The organism is Flagellimonas aurea (genome assembly GCF_017313785.1).
Lineage (GTDB): Bacteria > Bacteroidota > Bacteroidia > Flavobacteriales > Flavobacteriaceae > Flagellimonas > Flagellimonas aurea.
Genome location: NZ_JAFLNL010000002.1, coordinates 322,981 through 343,064 on the forward strand (window position 1 = coordinate 322,981; position 20,084 = coordinate 343,064).

The 20,084-nt window shown below is 41.5% G+C and carries 12 protein-coding genes; 6 read left to right on the forward strand and 6 right to left on the reverse strand.

The genetic code is table 11. From position 1 onward, the window contains the following. Positions 1-4: 4 nt before the first annotated feature. The 3 genes from J0656_RS04885 to J0656_RS04895 all read right to left on the reverse strand — a co-directional run bounded on the left by J0656_RS04885 (position 5) and on the right by J0656_RS04895 (position 1,992). Positions 5-631: a M15 family metallopeptidase gene (locus tag J0656_RS04885; RefSeq protein WP_417946501.1), complete on the reverse strand. Its 627-nt coding sequence runs from the start codon at positions 629-631 to the stop codon at positions 5-7. Between the two features lie 104 nt (positions 632-735). Continuing rightward, positions 736-1,458, reverse strand: a complete 723-nt coding sequence (locus tag J0656_RS04890) for a carboxylesterase family protein (protein ID WP_207031948.1) — start codon at positions 1,456-1,458, stop codon at positions 736-738. A gap of 12 nt (positions 1,459-1,470) precedes the next feature. After that, complete coding sequence (locus J0656_RS04895; RefSeq protein WP_207031949.1) at positions 1,471-1,992, reverse strand: 5' nucleotidase, NT5C type; 522 nt, start codon at positions 1,990-1,992, stop codon at positions 1,471-1,473. A gap of 235 nt (positions 1,993-2,227) precedes the next feature. Between J0656_RS04895 and J0656_RS04900 the strand changes: the two genes are divergently transcribed. The 6 genes from J0656_RS04900 (at position 2,228) to J0656_RS04925 (ending at position 11,279) form a co-directional block, all read left to right on the forward strand. Continuing rightward, positions 2,228-2,707, forward strand: coding sequence for a CAP domain-containing protein (locus J0656_RS04900; protein WP_207031950.1), 480 nt, complete (start codon positions 2,228-2,230; stop codon positions 2,705-2,707). 286 nt (positions 2,708-2,993) lie between these two features. Next, a complete protein-coding gene (locus J0656_RS04905) occupies positions 2,994-5,954 on the forward strand; it encodes an Ig-like domain-containing protein (protein WP_237688848.1) in 2,961 nt (986 codons plus the stop codon). Positions 5,955-5,984: 30 nt separating this feature from the next. Further along, positions 5,985-6,908: a PorP/SprF family type IX secretion system membrane protein gene (locus tag J0656_RS04910; protein ID WP_207031952.1), complete on the forward strand. Its 924-nt coding sequence runs from the start codon at positions 5,985-5,987 to the stop codon at positions 6,906-6,908. Positions 6,909-6,919: 11 nt separating this feature from the next. Then, on the forward strand, positions 6,920-8,869 hold the full coding sequence (locus J0656_RS20335; RefSeq protein WP_207031954.1) for an OmpA family protein: 1,950 nt from the start codon (positions 6,920-6,922) through the stop codon (positions 8,867-8,869). 204 nt (positions 8,870-9,073) lie between these two features. Continuing rightward, entirely contained in the window at positions 9,074-9,952 is an 879-nt protein-coding gene (locus J0656_RS04920; RefSeq protein ID WP_207031956.1) for an aminotransferase class IV, read from the forward strand. Positions 9,953-9,989: 37 nt separating this feature from the next. Next, complete coding sequence (locus tag J0656_RS04925) at positions 9,990-11,279, forward strand: M20/M25/M40 family metallo-hydrolase (RefSeq protein WP_207031958.1); 1,290 nt, start codon at positions 9,990-9,992, stop codon at positions 11,277-11,279. Between the two features lie 67 nt (positions 11,280-11,346). On the opposite strand, the gene J0656_RS04930 is transcribed toward J0656_RS04925, so the two are convergent. The 3 genes from J0656_RS04930 to J0656_RS04940 form a co-directional block, all read right to left on the reverse strand. Continuing rightward, complete coding sequence (locus J0656_RS04930; RefSeq protein WP_313790182.1) at positions 11,347-14,682, reverse strand: VCBS repeat-containing protein; 3,336 nt, start codon at positions 14,680-14,682, stop codon at positions 11,347-11,349. 277 nt (positions 14,683-14,959) lie between these two features. Next, positions 14,960-16,723 (reverse strand): RagB/SusD family nutrient uptake outer membrane protein, encoded by a 1,764-nt coding sequence (locus tag J0656_RS04935; protein ID WP_207031959.1) that lies wholly within the window; start codon positions 16,721-16,723, stop codon positions 14,960-14,962. A gap of 3 nt (positions 16,724-16,726) precedes the next feature. After that, positions 16,727-19,930: a SusC/RagA family TonB-linked outer membrane protein gene (locus J0656_RS04940; RefSeq protein WP_207031961.1), complete on the reverse strand. Its 3,204-nt coding sequence runs from the start codon at positions 19,928-19,930 to the stop codon at positions 16,727-16,729. Positions 19,931-20,084 lie beyond the last annotated feature (154 nt).

Here is a 20,084-nt window from a genome sequence, read left to right on the forward strand (position 1 = left end):
TAAATCAATCGTTACATTCCCATTTAAAATTGGCCACCCGGTCATTGGAGGCTGCGGATAGATTGTAATGCCACCACTCGGTTCTTATGGACCAGAAACCATGTGCTTCCATGGTTTCTTTTAGTAATTTTCGGTTGTCCAATATCTTTTGTGGCAAATCCACATTGTCGTGATAGGCCCTTTTTCCAAAGTAATCAAAGTCAGTCCCCATATCCAGTTCATTGCCTTCCATGTCCACTAACGTAATGTCCACGGCTCCACCTTTGTTGTGAATAGAGCCCTTATCAGGATTGGCAACATATTGGGGGTTAGGAACAATTTCCCACATTTTATATTGGACGGAATTAGGACGATAACAATCATAAAATTTGATTTTGACGCCCTTTTCCATAAAGTCCTTGTTGGCTTCTATTAATGCTTTTGCTGTTTTTACGCGGGTGTAACACTCGGCACAATCGTAAACTTTGGCCTTTAGGAAATTATTCTCAGTCGCATAACGCATATCATAGGCAAAATCCTCGCTAAAGTCGGCAAGCCTTACGAAAGTAGTGTCGGCCAAACCCTCGAAGGATTTTAAGGCAGGTTTGGCAACCTTATCCGTCGAATCTTTTGATACAGAATCCAAAACCATTTTAGTTTCAACATCTGCAGTATTATTTTGATCAGTCTTTTTCCTTTGATTACAACTTATTGTAAGAAGAAGTGAGAGTACAACAACTGAATATTTCATAGGGTTTATTTAATTCGTTTTTTACTGGCCAACCAGGTGTACAATGAATCCGTGGTGTATGCTCTATCCCACGCATTATGACCAACGCCCTTATATCTCGTATAGCGAACATCGTATCCCATTTCCCGCAACTTATCGACCATCTTATCAGACTCCTCAACATTGATCACATCGTCTTTATCTCCATGGAAAACCCATATGGACATTTCTTTGTCTATCCAATGGGCATAGGGCAAGGGAGCCATGCCACAGACCACGGCCATGGCGGCAAACTTTTCGGGATATTGTGTTGCCAATTCCCAAGAGGCACTTCCTCCTCTGCTCAATCCGGTTAAATAGATCCTGTTCATATCCACCCGATTAGTTTGGACAACGGAGTCCAACAATTGGACGACCGCATCGGTATTCCACCATTTTTTTTCGTGTGGATTTTGTGGGGCAAGTATTAAAAATGGAAATTGCTTACCCTCAACCAACATTTTGGGCGGGCCTGTATCTTTGATTTCCTCCACATCCCTACCTGACTCTCCGCCACCATGAAGAAAAAGCAACAAGCCAAATTCCTTGTTCGTGGATTCAAAATAATCCTCAGGATAGTAGAGGTAGTATTTTAAATGTTCTTTGGTAACGGTTTCCAGCTCATCTTGAACCAAATGGGATTGTCCGGCACAGGCCTGAAGCATCAATAGACCGAAAAAAATAAAAACCCGGGATAGTTTGTTTTGCATTGTAGTTGCAAGTTACAAAAGTTTCTTCGCTATATCCTTCCAAGTATCTGCCCTCTCAAATTCGGTTACATTGGTGTTATGTGGCGAAGTAAACATAATGGACCTACCATCAAATGGTCTTAAGTTTTTGCTCCGGTCATCAATCAACACATCACCCTTTAAAATATGTTTGTTACCGCAAAGTATCCGGTTTTGCCATGGAATAAATGGAAAATGTGCATCCAGCCAATCTGACTTTTCCCGTAAAGATTGTGGAAACTCCATAGCTGCGGAGGCAATGTAGACCTCATGTTTTTTGCTCAAATCCTCGAGTACTTCTTGACTATCGGGCATCACCTTTAAACCGCCAAAAAATCCATCGCGTCTTGTATGGCCCTTTATGGATTCTTGATGTATTTCGGGGACAATTTGCCAAAATTCCTTACCCATACAGTCCTGGATTTTTACTTGGGCATTAAATTCCTGATTGTAGATTTCCAGATGTGCGGTGTAAGCATCTGCAATAACTTCGTCCATATCGACAAAAATGACCATAGAAATATATTTAAGTTGTGAAGTACGCAAAAACTGAAGGAAAAATCAAAGTTTTCAACAATTCAAAATACAAGATTTACATTTTAGTCATAAGGGTACGCTACATCGACCAAATACGTATTTAAGAATTACTTAACGTGATTAAACGTCAATAAAAAGCCGTTCAAAAAACACTTTAAAAACCGCAAGGTCAAACATCTATCCCACAATACTTTTGCAGCCGAATTTGAAAGATATGAAAGGGTTTAGCTGCATATTGGGTTTGATGTTTTTTTTGGTTTTGAATACCTCATGTACATCCACTTCTGTAGAAGAGGTTGAGAGTTTTCATTATGAAGCTCAAGTATCACCTATGGAGATGCAGATTCTAGAACTCGTTAACCAACATAGGGATTCAATTGGTTTGAACACACTTGAATTTGACAAAATTGCCTACGATTTTGCCATTGAGCACACCAAAGATATGATCGATAAAAATGAAATCAGTCATGATAATTTTGATCGAAGGTCTTCTGACTTGACCATAGCAGCCAAGGCCAACTACGTATCAGAAATTGTGGGACGGAATTATATTACCGCCGAAGGTATTGTGAATGCATGGCTAGAAAGTGAAACGCACCGAAAAGCCATTGAAGGAGATTATATGTATACTGCCGTCAGTGCAAAGGCAGATTCTGAAGGTGTTTTCTACTTCACTCAGTTGTTTTACAGATAGTTAAAAAATCATTGCTTTTCATCGATTAAATTTAATTTTCCTACAAAACAAAAAAATATTTTTTTTATCAGGAGGCAATCTTCGCTATCCCCTGATTTTGCTGGTATTCATACAAATATCTAAAGATCAATACTTTATTCTATTGTCCTATTTTCAATGTAGTATTTTCTTACTTCGTAAGAAATTTGACATTTAATTGCGTTTTCAATAATAATGAAAACATTTTTTTATGAATAAAGTATTACTTTGCTGTAAAAAGTGCTTATTAGCTATTTTGATGCTGTCTATGAATTGGACTGTAGGAGCACAAACCTTCGCGACAACCATCAATAGCGAAGATGAAGTTGACAATTCTGCTAATGCAATCGACGGGAACCTTTCCACCCAAGCCACTATCAGGGCAAATTCAGGTATTGCTGTAGGAATTGGTGCCTATGATGGGCATTTGGAATTAGAATTCCCATCTACATTACTATCGAACACTCAATCTTTTGTAAAAATTGATACAGAAGAAAACTTATTACCTTCTCTATTGGGGGGTAGTTTAGGGGGACTATTGGCGGATGTTCTAGGAACGGTGCTTATAGGCAATCAAGAATTTACGGTAACCATAAGTAATAATGGTGCCATGGTACTACAGCAATCATCAAGCGATGCCAATGCATTTTCCTCTGATCAACTTAGGGTGGTCACGGACGCCAACAATGAATTTTTTCTAGCCATATCTCCAAATGCGGATTATAACCGTATCAGAATCGATAACCAAATAGGTGCCGTCCTTGGGTTGTTCAATACTCGTACTTTAGATGTATTCGGAGCGTTTTCTGGTAGTGATCCCAATGCATGCGGAACTCCAAGCTACACTTCCTTTGACGGAAGCGGCATTTCCTTGGATCTACTGGGACTAGGAGGGGCTGGTGTTACAGATCCACACTTGGCCATTGATAGTGATCCAAACACTGCTTCTGAGATAGGTCTTGGTGTTTTAGGGGTGGCCGCAAGTATCGAACAGACTGTTTATTTTGATTCTCTATCACAATCCGGGGATAATTTCTACGTTCAACTTGCCATTGACCCATCACTACTAAGTTTGGGATTGGCAGACAACATCCAGGTAATCGCACAAAATGGTTCTAACTCACCTACCTTTAACGGAAGCCTTTCCTCATTACTGGGTTTGGACCTTTTAGGGCTTTTGGAAGCAGGTCAAGTCGCTACCATACCCATAGATCCTACTGGTCAGGCCAATAGAATAACGCTACGTCTATCCTCGCTATTAAATGTTGACATTGCACAATCCATCAATCTATATGAGGTGTTCCGTGCTCCTGCATTGCCCGATTTGGATGCCGATTCCCAAGATGTAAGCATCTGTTCGGGGGAATCTGTTGATTTGGTCGCCACAACGGTTGGTGGGGCCGAGCTGAGATGGTACGATGCACAGACTGGTGGTACACTTTTGGCAACGGTAAATTCAGGAGCCCCATACACAACCCCTGTTTTAACATCCAGCACTACCTATTTTGTGGCTTCCGCAGATCCAGCGTGTCCAGAAGAGTCACCAAGAATTCCAGTAGAGGTAAATGTCGTGGATATTCCTACAGCCGCCGATATAGACATTTCTGGAGATGAATCACCTATATGTTCATCCAACGATGTGGTACTGATCCCATCAAGCGATATTGATGGAACCTACACTTGGTTTTTTGATGCCAATGCGACCAGTGAAATTACTGATGGACTTACCGTTGGTTCGGTGACCTATTCCATAGACCCCCAAGATGGATCACTTACCATTACCGGATTGGACGAAGCTGGTAGTCCCTATACCTATTTTGTAAGAGTGACCGAATCATCTGCAGGTTGTGAAAACCCTGCTGGAGACTTGCAATCTGCAACAGTGGAAATTGTGGACTCGGGAGCAAGTATCTCTATAGATGCCACACCAGAGATCACTCTGGGTATACTGGCGGATATTTTTCAACTGGACCCTACATTTAATGTCTCAGGAAGTATAAGTGGAGATGCCAGTCCTGGCGATGCCATTATCCTGAACGTAAATGGTCAAAGTTTCAATGGCGTCTTGGATACAAATCTGGATTTCAGTGTAGACGTGAATGGCATAGACCTATCCTTGGATGCCAACAGCACCATTGATGTATTTGTGGATGCCGGCCTATGTACGTTGACCGGGGGCATCGAAATCGACATCCCTGATTTGATCATCGATGATTTGGTTCAGACATTCTGCGCATCGGATGACCCTACCCTTCTGGATTTAGTGGTCAATGTGGACGATGTCGTCTTCTTTGACAGTCTTGATGCAGCCCTTGCCCTAGACCTTGGCACACCCATGGTTGACGGCGAAGTATACTTTGCCGGGATCTTGGACGTTCCCATTGAGGTACTGGTACGTGTAGGCATTTCAGTAAACCTTATTGATCCCCCGGCTCCAACCACTAGCGAAACTGAGCAAACTTTTTGTGCAAGTGAGAATGCAACCTTGGCCGACCTTCAAGTCAACGAATCCAGTGTTCTGTTCTATTCGGATGCCGAAGGAAATGATCTTCTTGACCCTTCCACACCACTTGTAGACCAAGACTCCTATTTCGTTTCCAATGTAAGTCCAGAAGGCTGCGAAAGTACATCGTTATTGGAAATATCCGTAGTGGTGGAAGAAGGAGAGCCCATTACCCTCAGCGGCCAATCCGAAGATACATGTCTGAATGAAGAATACACCTATACTACCGAAAGTGGTAAACAAAATTACTCCTGGACAGTTACCGGAGGAGCAGTTGTTGACGGTGGCGGCACATCCGATGACTTTGTTTCTGTTACTTGGAACAGCCTTGAGAACAATTCTGTAAGTGTAGCATATGACGACCCTATTTCTTGTACATCCACAGATTCATTTCAATTGGGTGTTGAAACCATAGAATGTGGGGAGGTATTGGATGAGGAGTTTTGCCTACGGGTCTACAATGAATTTTCTCCCAACAATGACGGCTTCAACGATTTCTTTGAAATTGAATGCATTGAAGACTACTCCAATACTATTGAAGTTTTTAACAGGAATGGGAATACTGTGTTCAAAGCGGTCGATTATCGTAACACGTGGAACGGTATAGCAAATGTGAACGGAATCCTGAACAAAGGAGACCATCTTCCTTCTGGAACATATTATTATGTGATCAACATTCCAGAACTGGACCGGAACCTCGTAGGCTGGTTACAACTCGCCCGATAGTCCAAATATTAAAAATCAATTCCATCAATTATGATAAAGAACATTCAATATAAAATGGTTGCTTCTCTGTGCATAGTCTTGGTTCACCTTGGCACAAAAGCGCAACAAGCTCCACAGTACACTCAGTATATGTACAATACCACTGTACTCAATTCCGGATATACCGGTACATCTGCCAACTTTGAGGCAAATGTACTGTACCGTTCACAATGGGTAGGTTTGGATGGGGCTCCGGAAACCCAATCCTTTACCGTTCAGGGAAGGACTGGTGAAAAAATAGGGCTCGGATTAACAGCGATCAACGATAATATCGGAGCGTCCAACAATGTTCGCGTCAACGGCCATTTTGCTTATGAACTTACCACCGGGGCAACCACAAAACTATCCCTTGGAATCAATGCAGGGGCCGATATTCTAAGCATTGACTGGTCCAAAGGAGTCTTTAATGACGATTTGGACCCTGTTTTTAGCGAAAACCTGAACAAAACAAGGCCCATCGTTGGGTTTGGGGCATTCTTTTATAGCGACCATTGGTATTTGGGAGCTTCGACAGATAATTTTCTGAATTCAGAAATATATAATGATGATGACCGGGAGGTAACCGATAGAAAAAGTCAATATTATTTTATGGGAGGATATGTATTTGACCTATCCCCATCCTTAAAGTTCAAGCCTGCACTGCTTACAAAACATATAGCAGGTGCACCCTTAACGGTAGACATCTCGGCCAACTTCTTGATTCAGGAAAAAGTGAACCTTGGTCTGGCCTACAGATACGACGATGCACTAAGTGCATTGGCCGGTTTTCATTTAAGCAGCAAGTTCTTTATCGGCTATGCTTACGATTACTCTTTGACCGGACTGGAGAACTATAATGATGGTTCCCATGAAATCATTCTAAAGTTTACTGTTTTTGATAGGAGCAAAAGAGCATTATCACCCCGATTCTTTTAAAAAACCGCATCATGAAAAAAATAATACTACTCCTAGTCCTCGGATACTCAATTGCAGGTATCGCACAGAGCAAATTGGAAAGGGCTGACAAATACTTTGATGAGTTCAAGTTCGAAAAAGCAATTGCACTTTACCATGATCTTGCGCCGGAAAGCAGAAAAACTTCCGTTCACGTAATACAGCGTTTGGCGGATGCCCATTTTAATATGAGCGAATACCAGAATGCGAAGGATTGGTACGTGAAACTCTATGCCATGCAAGGACAAAATGTTGGCGAAAGCAACATTATAAAACTTGTGCAATGTTTAAAAGCCAGTATGGAACCCGAAAAAGCGGATCAGTTGCTCAAGGACTTTTATTCTTCCGATCAAGATAGGTTGAACATGATTCTGGCACAAAAGGAACAGTTGGAAAGTCTTAAGGAAGAAAATCCAAAGTTCGAAATCCAAAAATTGGCATTTAACAGTAAAAAATCCGATTTCGCACCGGCAATGTTCAACGATATGCTCGTTTTTGCTTCGGCAAGGGATACCCTTAGGTCCAGCGGTAAAATTTATCCTTGGAACAATCAACCTTATCTGGATGTGTACCTGACCAACCCGAACGTTGCTGATTATGTTCCAGAAAAGTTCTTGGACAATATGGACTCGGATTTCCACGACTCCAATGTAGCCTTTGCCCCAGGGTCACAGACCGTATATTTTACCCGAAACTACATTAAAAAGAACAAGTTGAACGCCAACAGCGATGGCCTATCCAATATGCAGATCTTAAAAGGTAGTATTTATCAGAACAAGCTTATAGAGGTTACATCACTTTCGTTCAATAGTAAAAATTATTCCTGCGGCCATCCTGCGATAAGCCCGGACGGTAAATTCTTATACTTTACCTCCAATATGCCCGGAGGATATGGGCACAGTGATATTTATATGGTAGAACTCGGAATGGACGGGGATGCCATATCACCACCAAAAAATTTGGGAAAACAGATAAACACCAAGGGACGTGAAATGTTCCCCTTTGTTGATGGTGACACCCTCTATTTTTCTTCCGATGGGCATTATGGCCTTGGTGGATTGGATGTTTTCGGCTCCGCCATATTATCTGAAAACAAGTTTGAATTGCCCACTAATTTAGGGGAACCCATCAATGGAAATATGGATGACTTTTCCCTGATCTACAATGCTAAAAAAGACCTTGGTTTTTTTGCATCCAACCGATTTGGGGGTGCTGGGGATGACGATATTTACCAGATAAATAAGGCCAAACCAGTGGACTGCTTGGTATATTCCGGCTATGTCTTGAACAAAAATACAGGGAATCCCATTCCTATGTCCAAAATTGAACTTTACGATGGCGCAACAGGATTTGTAAGTGCGCTTCAAACAGATGAGAATGGCTATTTTAACATCACCCTGCCTTGTAACAAGGAGAATAAACTTGTATTCTCCAAACCCCGTTTCACCAAGGAGGAAGTAAACATCATTACCGGAGAAAACCCTCAAGAACCCTCCGAGGAAAATATGATCTACCTCACTCCTTTTGAAAGCCTGGTCGTAAAGGAAGGAGACGTTGAAAAAATTAAGGTCAATCCCATTTATTTTGAATATGACAAATCCGATATCACCCCTAGAGCGGAAATAGAGCTGGAAAAAGTGCTCTACGCCATGAGGGAATTTCCTGGTATCAAAATAAAAATCGAATCCCATACCGATTCTAGAGGTAGTGACCAATATAATTTTAAACTATCGGACGATAGGGCAAAATCCACCATGCGATATCTTATATCCAAGGGTATAGATCATGACAGAATTGTAAGTGCCGACGGTTATGGGGAATATCGATTGAAAAATAGATGCTCCAACGGTGTCAAGTGCAGTGAGCAAGAACATTTACTCAATAGACGTTCGGATTTTATCATCGTTGAAAAAAATGAAAGTCTGGAGAACGTCCAAAGATAATGTAAGCGGTAATCCTATTGTGGCCATGGATATGATTTTGAAATTTTAAATCCAAAGGTCAACCCCCTTAATTCCCCAAGACAAAACCAAGTATCCATAGTTTGCGGGTACTTGGTTTTACTTTTGGCAAATATCCACTACCTTCACATATTACAATTACGCAAAGAGATACCCATATTTCTTTACGTTAAAAACCAACCTTGCATGCTGCCAAAAGGAAATTTCCCCGAAAAAGTCTTTTTGAATGGAGAAATCGTATCTGCCGAAGATGCCAAAATATCAGTTTTTGATCGAGGTTTTTTGTTCGGAGACGGCATTTACGAAGTTATGGTACAATTGGAGAACGGCATATTTTACAAAAAGGCCCACTTGGACCGATTACAGGACAATTTGAACAAAATCGGTATCCCCTACGATGTCAAAAATATTGATGACGCATTGGAACCACTGCTCAAAGCCTCGGGTCTCACGGAAAAATCTTGTTTGATCTATATGCAAGTAACCCGTGGAACGGCTCCAAGAAAACATTCCTGCCCAAAAGATGTTCCTGCAAGCGTGATGATGTATGCGCTGCCCTATGCGCTTCCCCTGATCAACCCAAAACATATGAAAGCCATTTTAGCTCCTGATTTTAGATGGCATCGATGTGATATCAAATCCATCTCCCTGCTGGGAAATATTATGGCCAATGAAGCTGCAATGAACGATTTGGCCGATGAAGCTGCGTTGGTACGTGATGGTATGATTTCGGAGGGCTCGCACACCAACATCTTTTTTGTAAAAAATGGAACCGTGATCACTCACCCTGCTGACAATCATATTTTGAACGGTATTACTAGGATGATTGTACTGGCACTTTGTCAAAATCTTGATATTTCAGTAATCGAAAGACCTATTGGCGAAGACGAAATTGAACACATGGACGAAGCATTTTTTACAGGTACAACGACCCAAATTGCATCCATTGCCATATTAGGTGAGCATCAATTTTATGAAAACGACAATATTGGCAAAACAACAAAAAGACTCCAAGAGACATTTGCCAAACTAAGAACCATGGACACATCTCAATCAAAACTCTAAAGTTTACTCTTTGAAACGAACCACTAAAACTTCAATTATGAAACAAATCACCTTAGGCCTAGTTTTGACGTTTGCTTTATTTGGCAATACAATGATGGCTCAAGAAATCGAAAAAAAGTATTCCAAAGAAGTAGAACGCTTGACCAAGAAAAAAGAGGTCGGGCAAGCTTTTGATATCATAAGGTCACAAAAAGACCAGACCACTCATGACCTGATTACCTTGACAGAGGTCTTGGCCCCTCCATTTATGGAAGATGAAAGAGGCAAAGTATTTGCCAAGATGCTGGAAGAAGCGGGGGTAGACAGCTTATGGACAGATAAAGTTGGAAATGTTATCGGATTACGGAAAGGAACTTCTGGTGAGCCTGGCTACGTGGGTGTTGACGCTCACTTGGACGTTGTTTTCCCCGAAGGAACGGATGTTACCGTGAAAAAGGTCGGAGATACCCTTAAAGCACCTGGAATTGGTGATGATACCCGAGGGCTGGCCATGCTTATAAGTATGCTTAAGGCCATGAACAAATCTGGAATAAAAACCGAAAAAGACCTGCTTATCGTTGGTTCTGTTGGGGAAGAAGGTCTCGGTGACCTCCGTGGCATGAAATATATGTTCAATGAATCCGGATTGGATATTGATTCATGGATAGCTATTGATGGGGGCAGCCTCGGCAGGATAAGTAATGCTGGATTGGGCTCCAAAAGGTATAAATTGCTCATTAAAGGAAAAGGAGGGCATTCTTGGGGGGCTTTTGGACTCGCCAATCCTCATCATGCTTTGGGAAAAGCCATCGATATCTTTTCAAAAAATGCTTGGGAATATACCTCTGGCGACATTACAAAAACAAGCTTCAATGTGGGCAGGATCGGTGGAGGAACTTCGGTCAATTCCATTCCATTTGAATCGTGGATGGAAGTCGATATGCGAGCCATTGACCCTAAAAATCTTGATGAAATCGAAATCATTTTTAAGGAATCCGTCAAAAAAGCAATTACAGCGTATAATGCCAGCGGTGTGCGAGGGAGGGTTACTTACGAACTTATTAAAATTGGCGACAGGCCATCGGGGGAATTGCCAGCTTCCCTGCCCTTGGTCCAGAGAACCATGGCCGCCACCAAGTTCTTCGGGGAAACCCCTAGACTGGGGCGTGGTTCCACCAACATCAACATCCCTGTTGCCAAAGGAATACCTGCGGTCTGCATTGGCCGAGGCGGACAAGGTGGTGGGGCCCACTCCCTTCACGAATGGTACTTGAATGATGAGGAAGGAGATGAGTCCATTCAACTTGCCTTATTGATTACATTGGCCCAAGCAGGCCTTAGCAAATAGCATATAAATAAACATGGTTTGCCCTTTTGAGTGAGCAAACCATGTTTATCTAGTTTCGACCAAAAAGTTATTTTGTTTTGGTAAAAACCAAAGCTTTGCCCCTATTTTGCGTTACCACAATGTAAGGGTCTCCCCCTCCAGCTCTTTCCACCCGTACCATATCCTTAGCATCTCCGGTAACCTTAAAACCACTTTCCTCGGCATTTTTAAATTCAAAACCTCCTTTGTTATCGCCAAGCAATATTCCTCCATTGAAAGCATCATACCTTCCAATAAAAGCCTCATTGCCAAAATCGTTCCCTATCATTAGAATGTCGGTCGTGGTGTTCCCTCCATTGGTGGTTATCATGCATTTGATTGGTGCCGATTGTGTCTCCCAAGGAAGTTTTCGCATTTTAAATTGTCCAGTTCCATCATTTTCAAAATAGGTGGTTTGGTCATGGTTTGCCATGAGCTCATCTGCTCCTTCAAGCTGTTCTGGAGTGAACAGGTTATCTTTGGTAGTTTTGGCGTACTCCCTAAAATAATTGAACTTTTTCCTGAACAGGGGGCTTTGCCCTATTAGGTCTCCCCAAAAATTGACTGGATAGGGGTTGTAAACAGTATCACCAAAATTGCCCTTAAAGTAAGCGAACATTACAGGGTCAATGGCCCCATTGTTATCAAAATCTTTGGCCAACATGGTAACCGGCCTTTCCTGTGATGGCTGGTACAAATTGTTTTTTCCTAAGTTTCCGGCGATCAAATCCACATCTCCATCATTATCAAAATCTTGGGCCAACACGCATTCCCACCATCCGGAGAGTTGTTGCATCCCGGTTTGATCCATCCTTTGAAAAGAGTCTTTTTTATTTATAAAAACGGTCACGGGCATAAACTCTCCTACCAAAATCAAATCCTTTAAATCATCATTGTTTAAATCGGCCCATTTGGCATCGGTGACCATCCCTGGTTTTCTAAGTTCTTTACTGTAGGCATCGGTGACATCGACCAATTTTCCCTTTTCGTTTTTCAACAGATAGCAATCATCTGGCTTGGGATACTGGGAAAATGGTGTGCGTCCTCCAACAAATAGGTCAACATAGCCGTCGCCATCAAAATCCTCCGCTTCCACCACTGAACCACTTGAATTTATTTTTGGCAATTTATCCGTTGATCTTTCGAACTTTCCATTTCCTTGATTGATCATAAGATAATCTTGATAGTACGGTGAGTCAAAATCAAATTCGTTACTGCCTGCTACCATGTAAATATCCAGGTCTCCATCGTTGTCCAGATCAAAAAGGGAAATACTTGTTTCCTCTCTTTTTTTACTGGCCTCATCTTCAAATAGCGCCGTACCTTTAAAGGTCCCATCTGAATTTTGGGTAAAGATCATTGGTGAGTAGCCAGATGAGCTTCCAATGATAAAATCTTCGAAACCATCTCCATTGATATCGCCCTTTGCTAAACTTGGGCCATTCTGGGTTAGTTTGTGCGGAAGGGTAGGCTGCACATAAAAATCGGCCTTATCCGTCTCCTTGTGAACGTAGTCGACGCCAACTAGGTCAGAAACTTCCTGATATATCGGCTTGGTTTGTTTAGGAGCCAAAGGAAATGCCAGCTCTTGTTGGTCCAAGGGTTTGGCCTCGCTATGATTAACGGTCAACTTTTGATTGACTTCTAAATTTTTCATAGTTTGAAATCTTCCATCGGGCCACAAAACCTCAAGGGATTGTATTGTTTTTTGCGCTCCAAGACCGAAATGTGCCATGCTCTCCACTGTGGAAAGGTATCCCCTGTTCAATTGATGTTCGTAATATTGAAAAGTACCATCATTGAACCGTATAGCTACCTTGGTTCCAAGCCCTGCAGTATTGGATTTTGGTCCTTTTAAATTTAGTTGTAGGTAATTATTGGTCCCTGTTTCCTTGCTTTCTAAGTTATTTTTGAAGAGAAACGCCTCATCATTTATATTACTTACCACATAATCCAGATCACCGTCACCATCCAAATCAGCGAAAGCAGCTCCGTTTGAGAACGAAGGAATGTTGAGTCCCCATTCTTTGCCTACATCCTTAAATTTCCCGTCACCCTCATTACGATAAGCATAGTTTGGTATTTTTACAACAGGAATGGAGTCCAAGATTTGAGCTGTGCTCAAATATTTTTGAACATTAAAATTGAACTCACCAAAATCGAGATCGGTTATATCCCTTGGGAAGCCATTGGTGATCAATAAGTCTTTGCGACCATCGTTATCGGCATCAACAAAAAGTGGCGACCAACTCCAATCTGTTTTGGCAACGCCTGCCATAAGTCCAATTTCACTGTATGGCATGTTGGGGCCTTGTCCCATTTGAAGCATGTTACGCATATACTGATAGTCGTAACCATACCTATCGTTCATGTAGTAATCGTTATAATTTGTTGCCTTGATGGTAGTTTTTAATCTATAATTTGTTTCCCCGAGCATATCCAAGGTAAGAATATCCAAGTAACCATCGTTGTTAAAGTCGGCAACATCGGAACCCATGGAAAATTTGCTTTGGTGTTTTACATATTCCCCAATTTTATCTGTAAATGTTCCATCTCCATTGTTTATATAAAGGATATCGTTGCTCAGATAATCATTGCTTACGTAAATATCGGGCCATCCATCATAATTTAGGTCGGAAATGGCCACACCAAGTCCATATCCTTCAATGGTAATGCCTGCATCCAATGTTACATCGGTAAAGGTATTGTCGCCATTGTTACGATATAGACGGTCGTTACTTAAAGACGAACCGTCGGTTATTTTTTCTCTGTAATTGGCAGGCAAAATATGTATGTCTACATTATTGAGCACATAAAGATCCAAGAGGCCATCTTTGTTGTAATCAATAAATGCAGCGTTCATGCTGTTACCTGTATCAGCCACGCCATACTCTTTTGCCATTTCCTTGAAAATAGGAACGCCATTATCATCCACACCTTGGTTAATGTACAACATATTCGCCTTTTCTTCCGGGCTTTCATACATCGCCGCGCAGACATAAATGTCAAGAAGTGAATCATTATTGATATCGATTACCGCTGCTCCTGTCTTCCACTTATCCAATGCCTCGACACCTGATGCAGCAGAAACATCCTTGAACTTGAAATCTCCTTGGTTAAGGTAGAGTTTATTGGCGACCTGATTTCCTGTGAAAAAAAGATCGGGCTTGCCATCATTATTAAAATCCCCAACTGCTACGCCTCCCCCATTGAAGATATACTCACTGGTAAGGATATTAAAGCTGTCGGTCTCGACTATCTTATTATTGAATGATATACCGGAGTGATTCGAGGAAACCTTTGAAAACAACGTGTCCTCTTTTTTCTTTGAGCAAGAAGCAATCAGTAATAACGAAAGTGCAATTAAAATATAACTTTTATTCACTGTGCTGAAGTTTTTAATTTTGATGAAATTTAAACGGTCTTAAAGCTGTTGTCTCCGTTCCATGAAAAAATTGGATATGTTTATGTTGATGGATATACCCAATTACTAAAAATACAAATTCGATTTTTCCAACTTGCCTATCTATGATTAATATTGATTAAAAACGAATTAATTTTTAATTAATAGGATTTGTCCCTAATTAAAATAGGTTGCCAATAAAATTGACAACCTATCTCTCTACTCGAATTAAATTAAACTAACTCAGATCTACTTATCATTATTGCCATAGAGGGCTCTGTTCCAATACATTTCCACTTTGGTCAATAGCATTGATAGGAATAGGGAACAAATCGTGTTTTGGTTGATATTCATTGAATTTTGAATCATAACCAGCCTGATCTAAATCCTCTGCTTCGTTTTCTATATAGGTATTGATTGTTTCCATGGCATTGCCCCACCTTCTTAGGTCGAACAATCTGTGTCCTTCCATACCAAATTCCAAACGACGCTCAAAACGAATTGCTTTTCTAGCAAAGGCTTGGTCCGGAAAAGATGCGTAAAGCTCTATTTGATAGTTGGCCGCATCTGTATCTGGAATAGGATCATCGTTTTCATCCAAGGCCTGTACATATGTCATGTTCTTTGCCCTGTCTCGTACCCTGTTTACATACTGCAGTGCCAAAGGTAGGTTTGGGGAGGTTTGTTCCACAGCAGCTTCTGCCGCCATTAGCAATACATCTGCAAAGCGCATAACGTTATAGTTGATACCGGACCAGTCCGATCCCCAACCACCTGTTCCGCGGTTGGCACCAACTTCATCTGCTTGGTATACGTTCTTCTTGGGCAAATAAGGTCCTGAAATATCACTAAATGTTGCTCTGATCCAGGCCTTCCCTGGATTACGCCCAAAACCGTTATAATCGATTCCTCTACGGGAAACTGTATAATCCAACCTTGGATCTAATGGTCCTGTATGAGGTGTAAAATCTGTTGGGATTTCTGGTGTCTCTTCATTGTCATCATGATCAAAAGTGGAGTTGATTCCATAATCACTGACTACATCGGTAGCGGCATAAGTATCCAATAGTGGCAATCCAGAACCATCTGTCTGATATGCATTTACCAAATCTTGAGTTGGCTGATAAAAACCACAACATGTACCCAAAGGTCCACCACCTGGGAAATTTAATGTACCGGCACCGTTACCATTAAAAGAACGTCCATCATCTGATGCAAACTGAATGGCAAACATTGATTCAAGACTATTCTCTCCTGCAGCATTAAAATTGTCTACAAACTCCGTGTTTAATGTATACGGTCCATTATTGATAACATCATTGAACAATGGCAAGGCCTCGTCATACTTTCCTTGGTACAAGTATGCCTTTCCTAAAAACGCCTTGGCCACCCAAGCATTTGCCCTACCAACAATTATCTCATCGTCCAACCTTTCTATAGCAGCTTGAAAATCAGCTTCTATTTCGGCCCAGATAGGTCCAGGATTGGGTTGATTGAATTCTTCATTCACCAAATTCTCTACGGAAATAAAAGATGGATATCCATAGAACTTTTGAAGTTCAAAATTAAAATACCCTCTTAAAAAATAAGCTTCACCAGCTTGTCTTGTAAAGTCTTGGTCTGTGATCTGATCAATCAACGCCAAAACTGCGTTACTCCGGTTTACACCGCCATAAAGCGCACTCCATCTTCCTAAAAACCAACTGTTACCGGTTTGCCAGTCCAGGGTCTCTACTTGGAACAAGGCCGTGTTGTCACCGTCAGTACTTCCACGATGCGCATCATCGGAAACCACATCGGTCCACCAGTTGTCACCTCCAGCAGCAACGCCCTCTCCTTGTCTGTTTACACGCTCACCATCCATGGCCGAGTATGCTGCGGTCAACTTTAGCTCTACACCGGTAGCTGTCTGTAAATCTTGATCAGGTATGTTCCCGGTGGCCGCTTTCTCTGTAAAATCATCTGCACAGGCCCATAGCAATAGACCTACCAGCATTGTTGAAAATATTATCTTCTTTTTCATTTTTTAAAATTTAAGATTAACTCCAAAGGAATAAATTGCAGCCAAAGGGTAGTTATTGTCCGAAACCCCTATAGTAAGGTTGTCTATAGCTCCCCCATCAAGTCTAGGCTGTAGTTCTGGGTCTACTCCATCGTAACCTGTAATGGTAAACAAATTGGTTCCCTGAAGATACAAACGAACACTGTCCATTCCTAAATAGCTTGAAACCTCTTCGTCGAAAGTATAACCTATCTGTAGGTTTTTCAATCGCATATAGGAACCATCCTCTACAAAAAATGAGTTTGCCGTACCCTCGTTGTTTGTGATACTCTGGCTAAGTGCCGGTAATTCGGCATCCAAGTTGTCAGGAGTCCAAGAATCCAATACCCTCACACTTCTATTCGCGTTAAAGAACGTAGGGAAATCGGTGTATACCTTATCATTATTGAATATATCGTTTCCTTGTGAACCTTGGAAGAATGCAGACATATCAAATCCTTTGTATGCCATTCTCAAGTTAACACCATAAGTGAAATCAGGGTGAGGAGAACCGATAAAAGTTCTGTCATCATCATTGATAGTCCCGTCCCCATTAATATCTCGGTATCTAAATCTACCAACACCATCAGCATTGGTTGCAAACCCTTGGCTTGGTGCATTGGCCACTTCGGCCTCAGAAGCAAAGATGCCATCCACAATTCTACCATAGAAAGAGGAAATGGGTTGACCTTCTTGTGTTCTGGTTACAGTTCCTGTAGTTCTAAAACCACCAAATCCTGTTTGGAAAGCACTGATTAAATCAAGTACTTCGTTCTTGTAATGTGAAAAATTAACGTCGATACCATAATTAAAGCCGGAATCGGTTTGATCTGAAAAGCTTAAAGTGGCATCCACACCTTTATTTCTAAATGAACCCAAGTTTACATAAGGAGGGGCTGCATCCAAAGCTGTAGAACTATATAAGCTACCATCTTGATTGATCAAATCTTTGGTCGTAATGGTAAAATATTCTGCAGAAAAGTTCAGTTTATTGTCAAAGAAGCCCATTTCAATACCAAAGTTGGTGGTCTCTGAAGTTTCCCATTTTAAATTTGGATTCCCAGCTGCTGACAATATTGCCCCCTGAGTTATACCTGCAGCACTTCCATTATAGGCGTAATTTGCATACTGCTCACTTAATATAGAGAAGTTTACTGTTGGGTTGTCCACTGGTAAGCTTTGGTTACCCAACTGTCCCCAAGAGCCTTTCAACTTTAATCTGCTCATAAAGGAATCAGTCGGCCAGAAGTTTTCGTTGCTCACGACCCAACCTCCACTAAACGAAGGGAATATATCGCTCTTATTGTCTCCAATAAATCTTGAAGATTCATCACGACGAACCGTAGCGGTCAAAAGATATTTGCCATCGTAGTCATAGTTGACCGTACCAAACACTGAGAACAAAGATGATGCATTGTCATAGGCATAAGCCACGTTAGGTGCACCACCACCATTGCTCAATAAATAATAATCAGGTCTTTCGTAGAAATAGTCGGTTCTGGAAATCTCCTTCCCTTTACCATGGTTGTCCAATGCTTCAATACCAATAAGGGCATTGATACTATGATCTCCAAAAGATTTGTTGTAGTTCAACGTGTTTGTCCAAACCCATTCGTAAGTATCCTGGTCCGCTTCGGTCAAGGTATTCGTAGCAATTGGTTCGGAAGATTCTGGAATCAACGCTCTGAAACGTCTATCGTTATAAGCCCTGATAGACCCACCAAATGAGGTTTTGAACTGCAATCCGTCCAAAATATCAACTGTTGCATAAATATCACCGAAAACCCTGAAAGTCTTAGCAAAATTGTCTTTCTGTCGTGTGGCCTCCGCAACAGGGTTGTTGGGATTGGAAAGACCTGTATCGTTACTGTAGTTACCACCAAAATTACCATCAGTATCATATACAGGCACCAATGGTGACATTCTTTGTGCAAAATTGAACCAAGATTGCCCTCCACTTCTGTTATCAAAAGAAATGTTGGCGTGTTCCCCTATTCGGATTCTATCTCCGACTTTAAACTCCGAGTTCAACCTTACGTTTCCTCTTTTAAATCCTGTGTGAATCTGGATACCTTGACGGTTCAAATAACCCGCAGAGAAAAGAAATTTGGATTTTTCATTACCATTCTCCAATGTAATGGAAGCATTTTGGGTAATGGCACTTCTATAAATTTCATCTACCCAATCAGTTCCATTTGGAGCAACATTCATTGTCACTGGCACCCCTTGGATAGTTTCTGGCACAACAGGAGTTGGGCCATTTCCATACTGTGGATGGGAAGGTGTACCGCCATCATTCAGTATACTCTGCCATAGCATTTGTCCATGCTGGGCAGGTGTCAACATTTCTGGTAAGTTGGTAGCCACGGAAAATCCGGTGTACATATCCAAAGATACTCTTGCTCTATCCAAATTATATCCACCACTCTTGGTAGTTACGATAATAACCCCGTTTGATGCCCGAGCACCATAAATAGCTGCGGCACCATCCTTAAGTACGTTCATCTGTTGGATGTCAGCTGGGTTTATTGAGTTCAATATACCAGGGTCATCCGTTTGGACACCATCAATAATGTAAAGCGGATCGTTACTGTTGCCAGAACCGAAACCCCTAATACGAACAACAGGAGCAGATCCTGGCTGTCCGTTGTTGGTTATGGTAACACCCGAAACCCTACCTTGTAAGGCCTCTGCTGCGTTGACCACAGGCGTTTTGGTAGCCTCGGCAACATCAACCGTTCCTACGGAACCTGTCAATTCACCTCTGGTCTGCGTACCATAACCCGTTACAACTACCTCATCCAAGGCAGCGGCATCTTCCTGCATGGTCACATCCATAGTAGAATTACCGTTTACCGGAATTTCTATGGTTTTAAACCCTACATAGGAAAATATCAAAGTTGCATCGGAAGCTGCAGTAATGGAGTAGTTTCCATCAAAATCTGTCTGTGTTCCATTAGTGGTACCTTTTACAATAACATTGGTACCTGGCAAAGGTGTTCCAAAATTATCCACAACCGTACCCGTTATGGTTAATTGGTAAGGGGGCGAAGTAGCATCACCCGAGTCCGGGGCCGCTGCAAACGCAGATCCACCCACCAACATCATTGTCATTGACAAAAAGAATGTCTGAAAAGCCTTTAGGGCACCAGACAACCTTGTCAAAACTTGAATTCTGTTTTGATTCATAGATAGTCTATTTAGTTTAGTTATTTCTAATGATCTCGACCGTGCATATTGTCTCAATCAGGAACAATAATAGTTATTTTTTTATAATTGGCAATATTTTAACAGTAAATATTGAATATGACAAAATCCATACTTTCAAAATATAAATCTGGCA

Coding starts and splice junctions, on each gene's coding strand:
- J0656_RS04895 (WP_207031949.1), bottom strand. CDS start 1,992: ATGGTCATTTTTGTCGATATGGACGAAGTTATTGCAGATGCTTACACC.
- J0656_RS04890 (WP_207031948.1), bottom strand. CDS start 1,458: ATGCAAAACAAACTATCCCGGGTTTTTATTTTTTTCGGTCTATTGATG.
- J0656_RS04925 (WP_207031958.1), top strand. CDS start 9,990: ATGAAACAAATCACCTTAGGCCTAGTTTTGACGTTTGCTTTATTTGGC.
- J0656_RS04885 (WP_417946501.1), bottom strand. CDS start 631: ATGGTTTTGGATTCTGTATCAAAAGATTCGACGGATAAGGTTGCCAAA.
- J0656_RS04940 (WP_207031961.1), bottom strand. CDS start 19,930: ATGAATCAAAACAGAATTCAAGTTTTGACAAGGTTGTCTGGTGCCCTA.
- J0656_RS04900 (WP_207031950.1), top strand. CDS start 2,228: ATGAAAGGGTTTAGCTGCATATTGGGTTTGATGTTTTTTTTGGTTTTG.
- J0656_RS20335 (WP_207031954.1), top strand. CDS start 6,920: ATGAAAAAAATAATACTACTCCTAGTCCTCGGATACTCAATTGCAGGT.
- J0656_RS04905 (WP_237688848.1), top strand. CDS start 2,994: ATGAATTGGACTGTAGGAGCACAAACCTTCGCGACAACCATCAATAGC.
- J0656_RS04910 (WP_207031952.1), top strand. CDS start 5,985: ATGATAAAGAACATTCAATATAAAATGGTTGCTTCTCTGTGCATAGTC.
- J0656_RS04935 (WP_207031959.1), bottom strand. CDS start 16,723: ATGAAAAAGAAGATAATATTTTCAACAATGCTGGTAGGTCTATTGCTA.
- J0656_RS04920 (WP_207031956.1), top strand. CDS start 9,074: ATGCTGCCAAAAGGAAATTTCCCCGAAAAAGTCTTTTTGAATGGAGAA.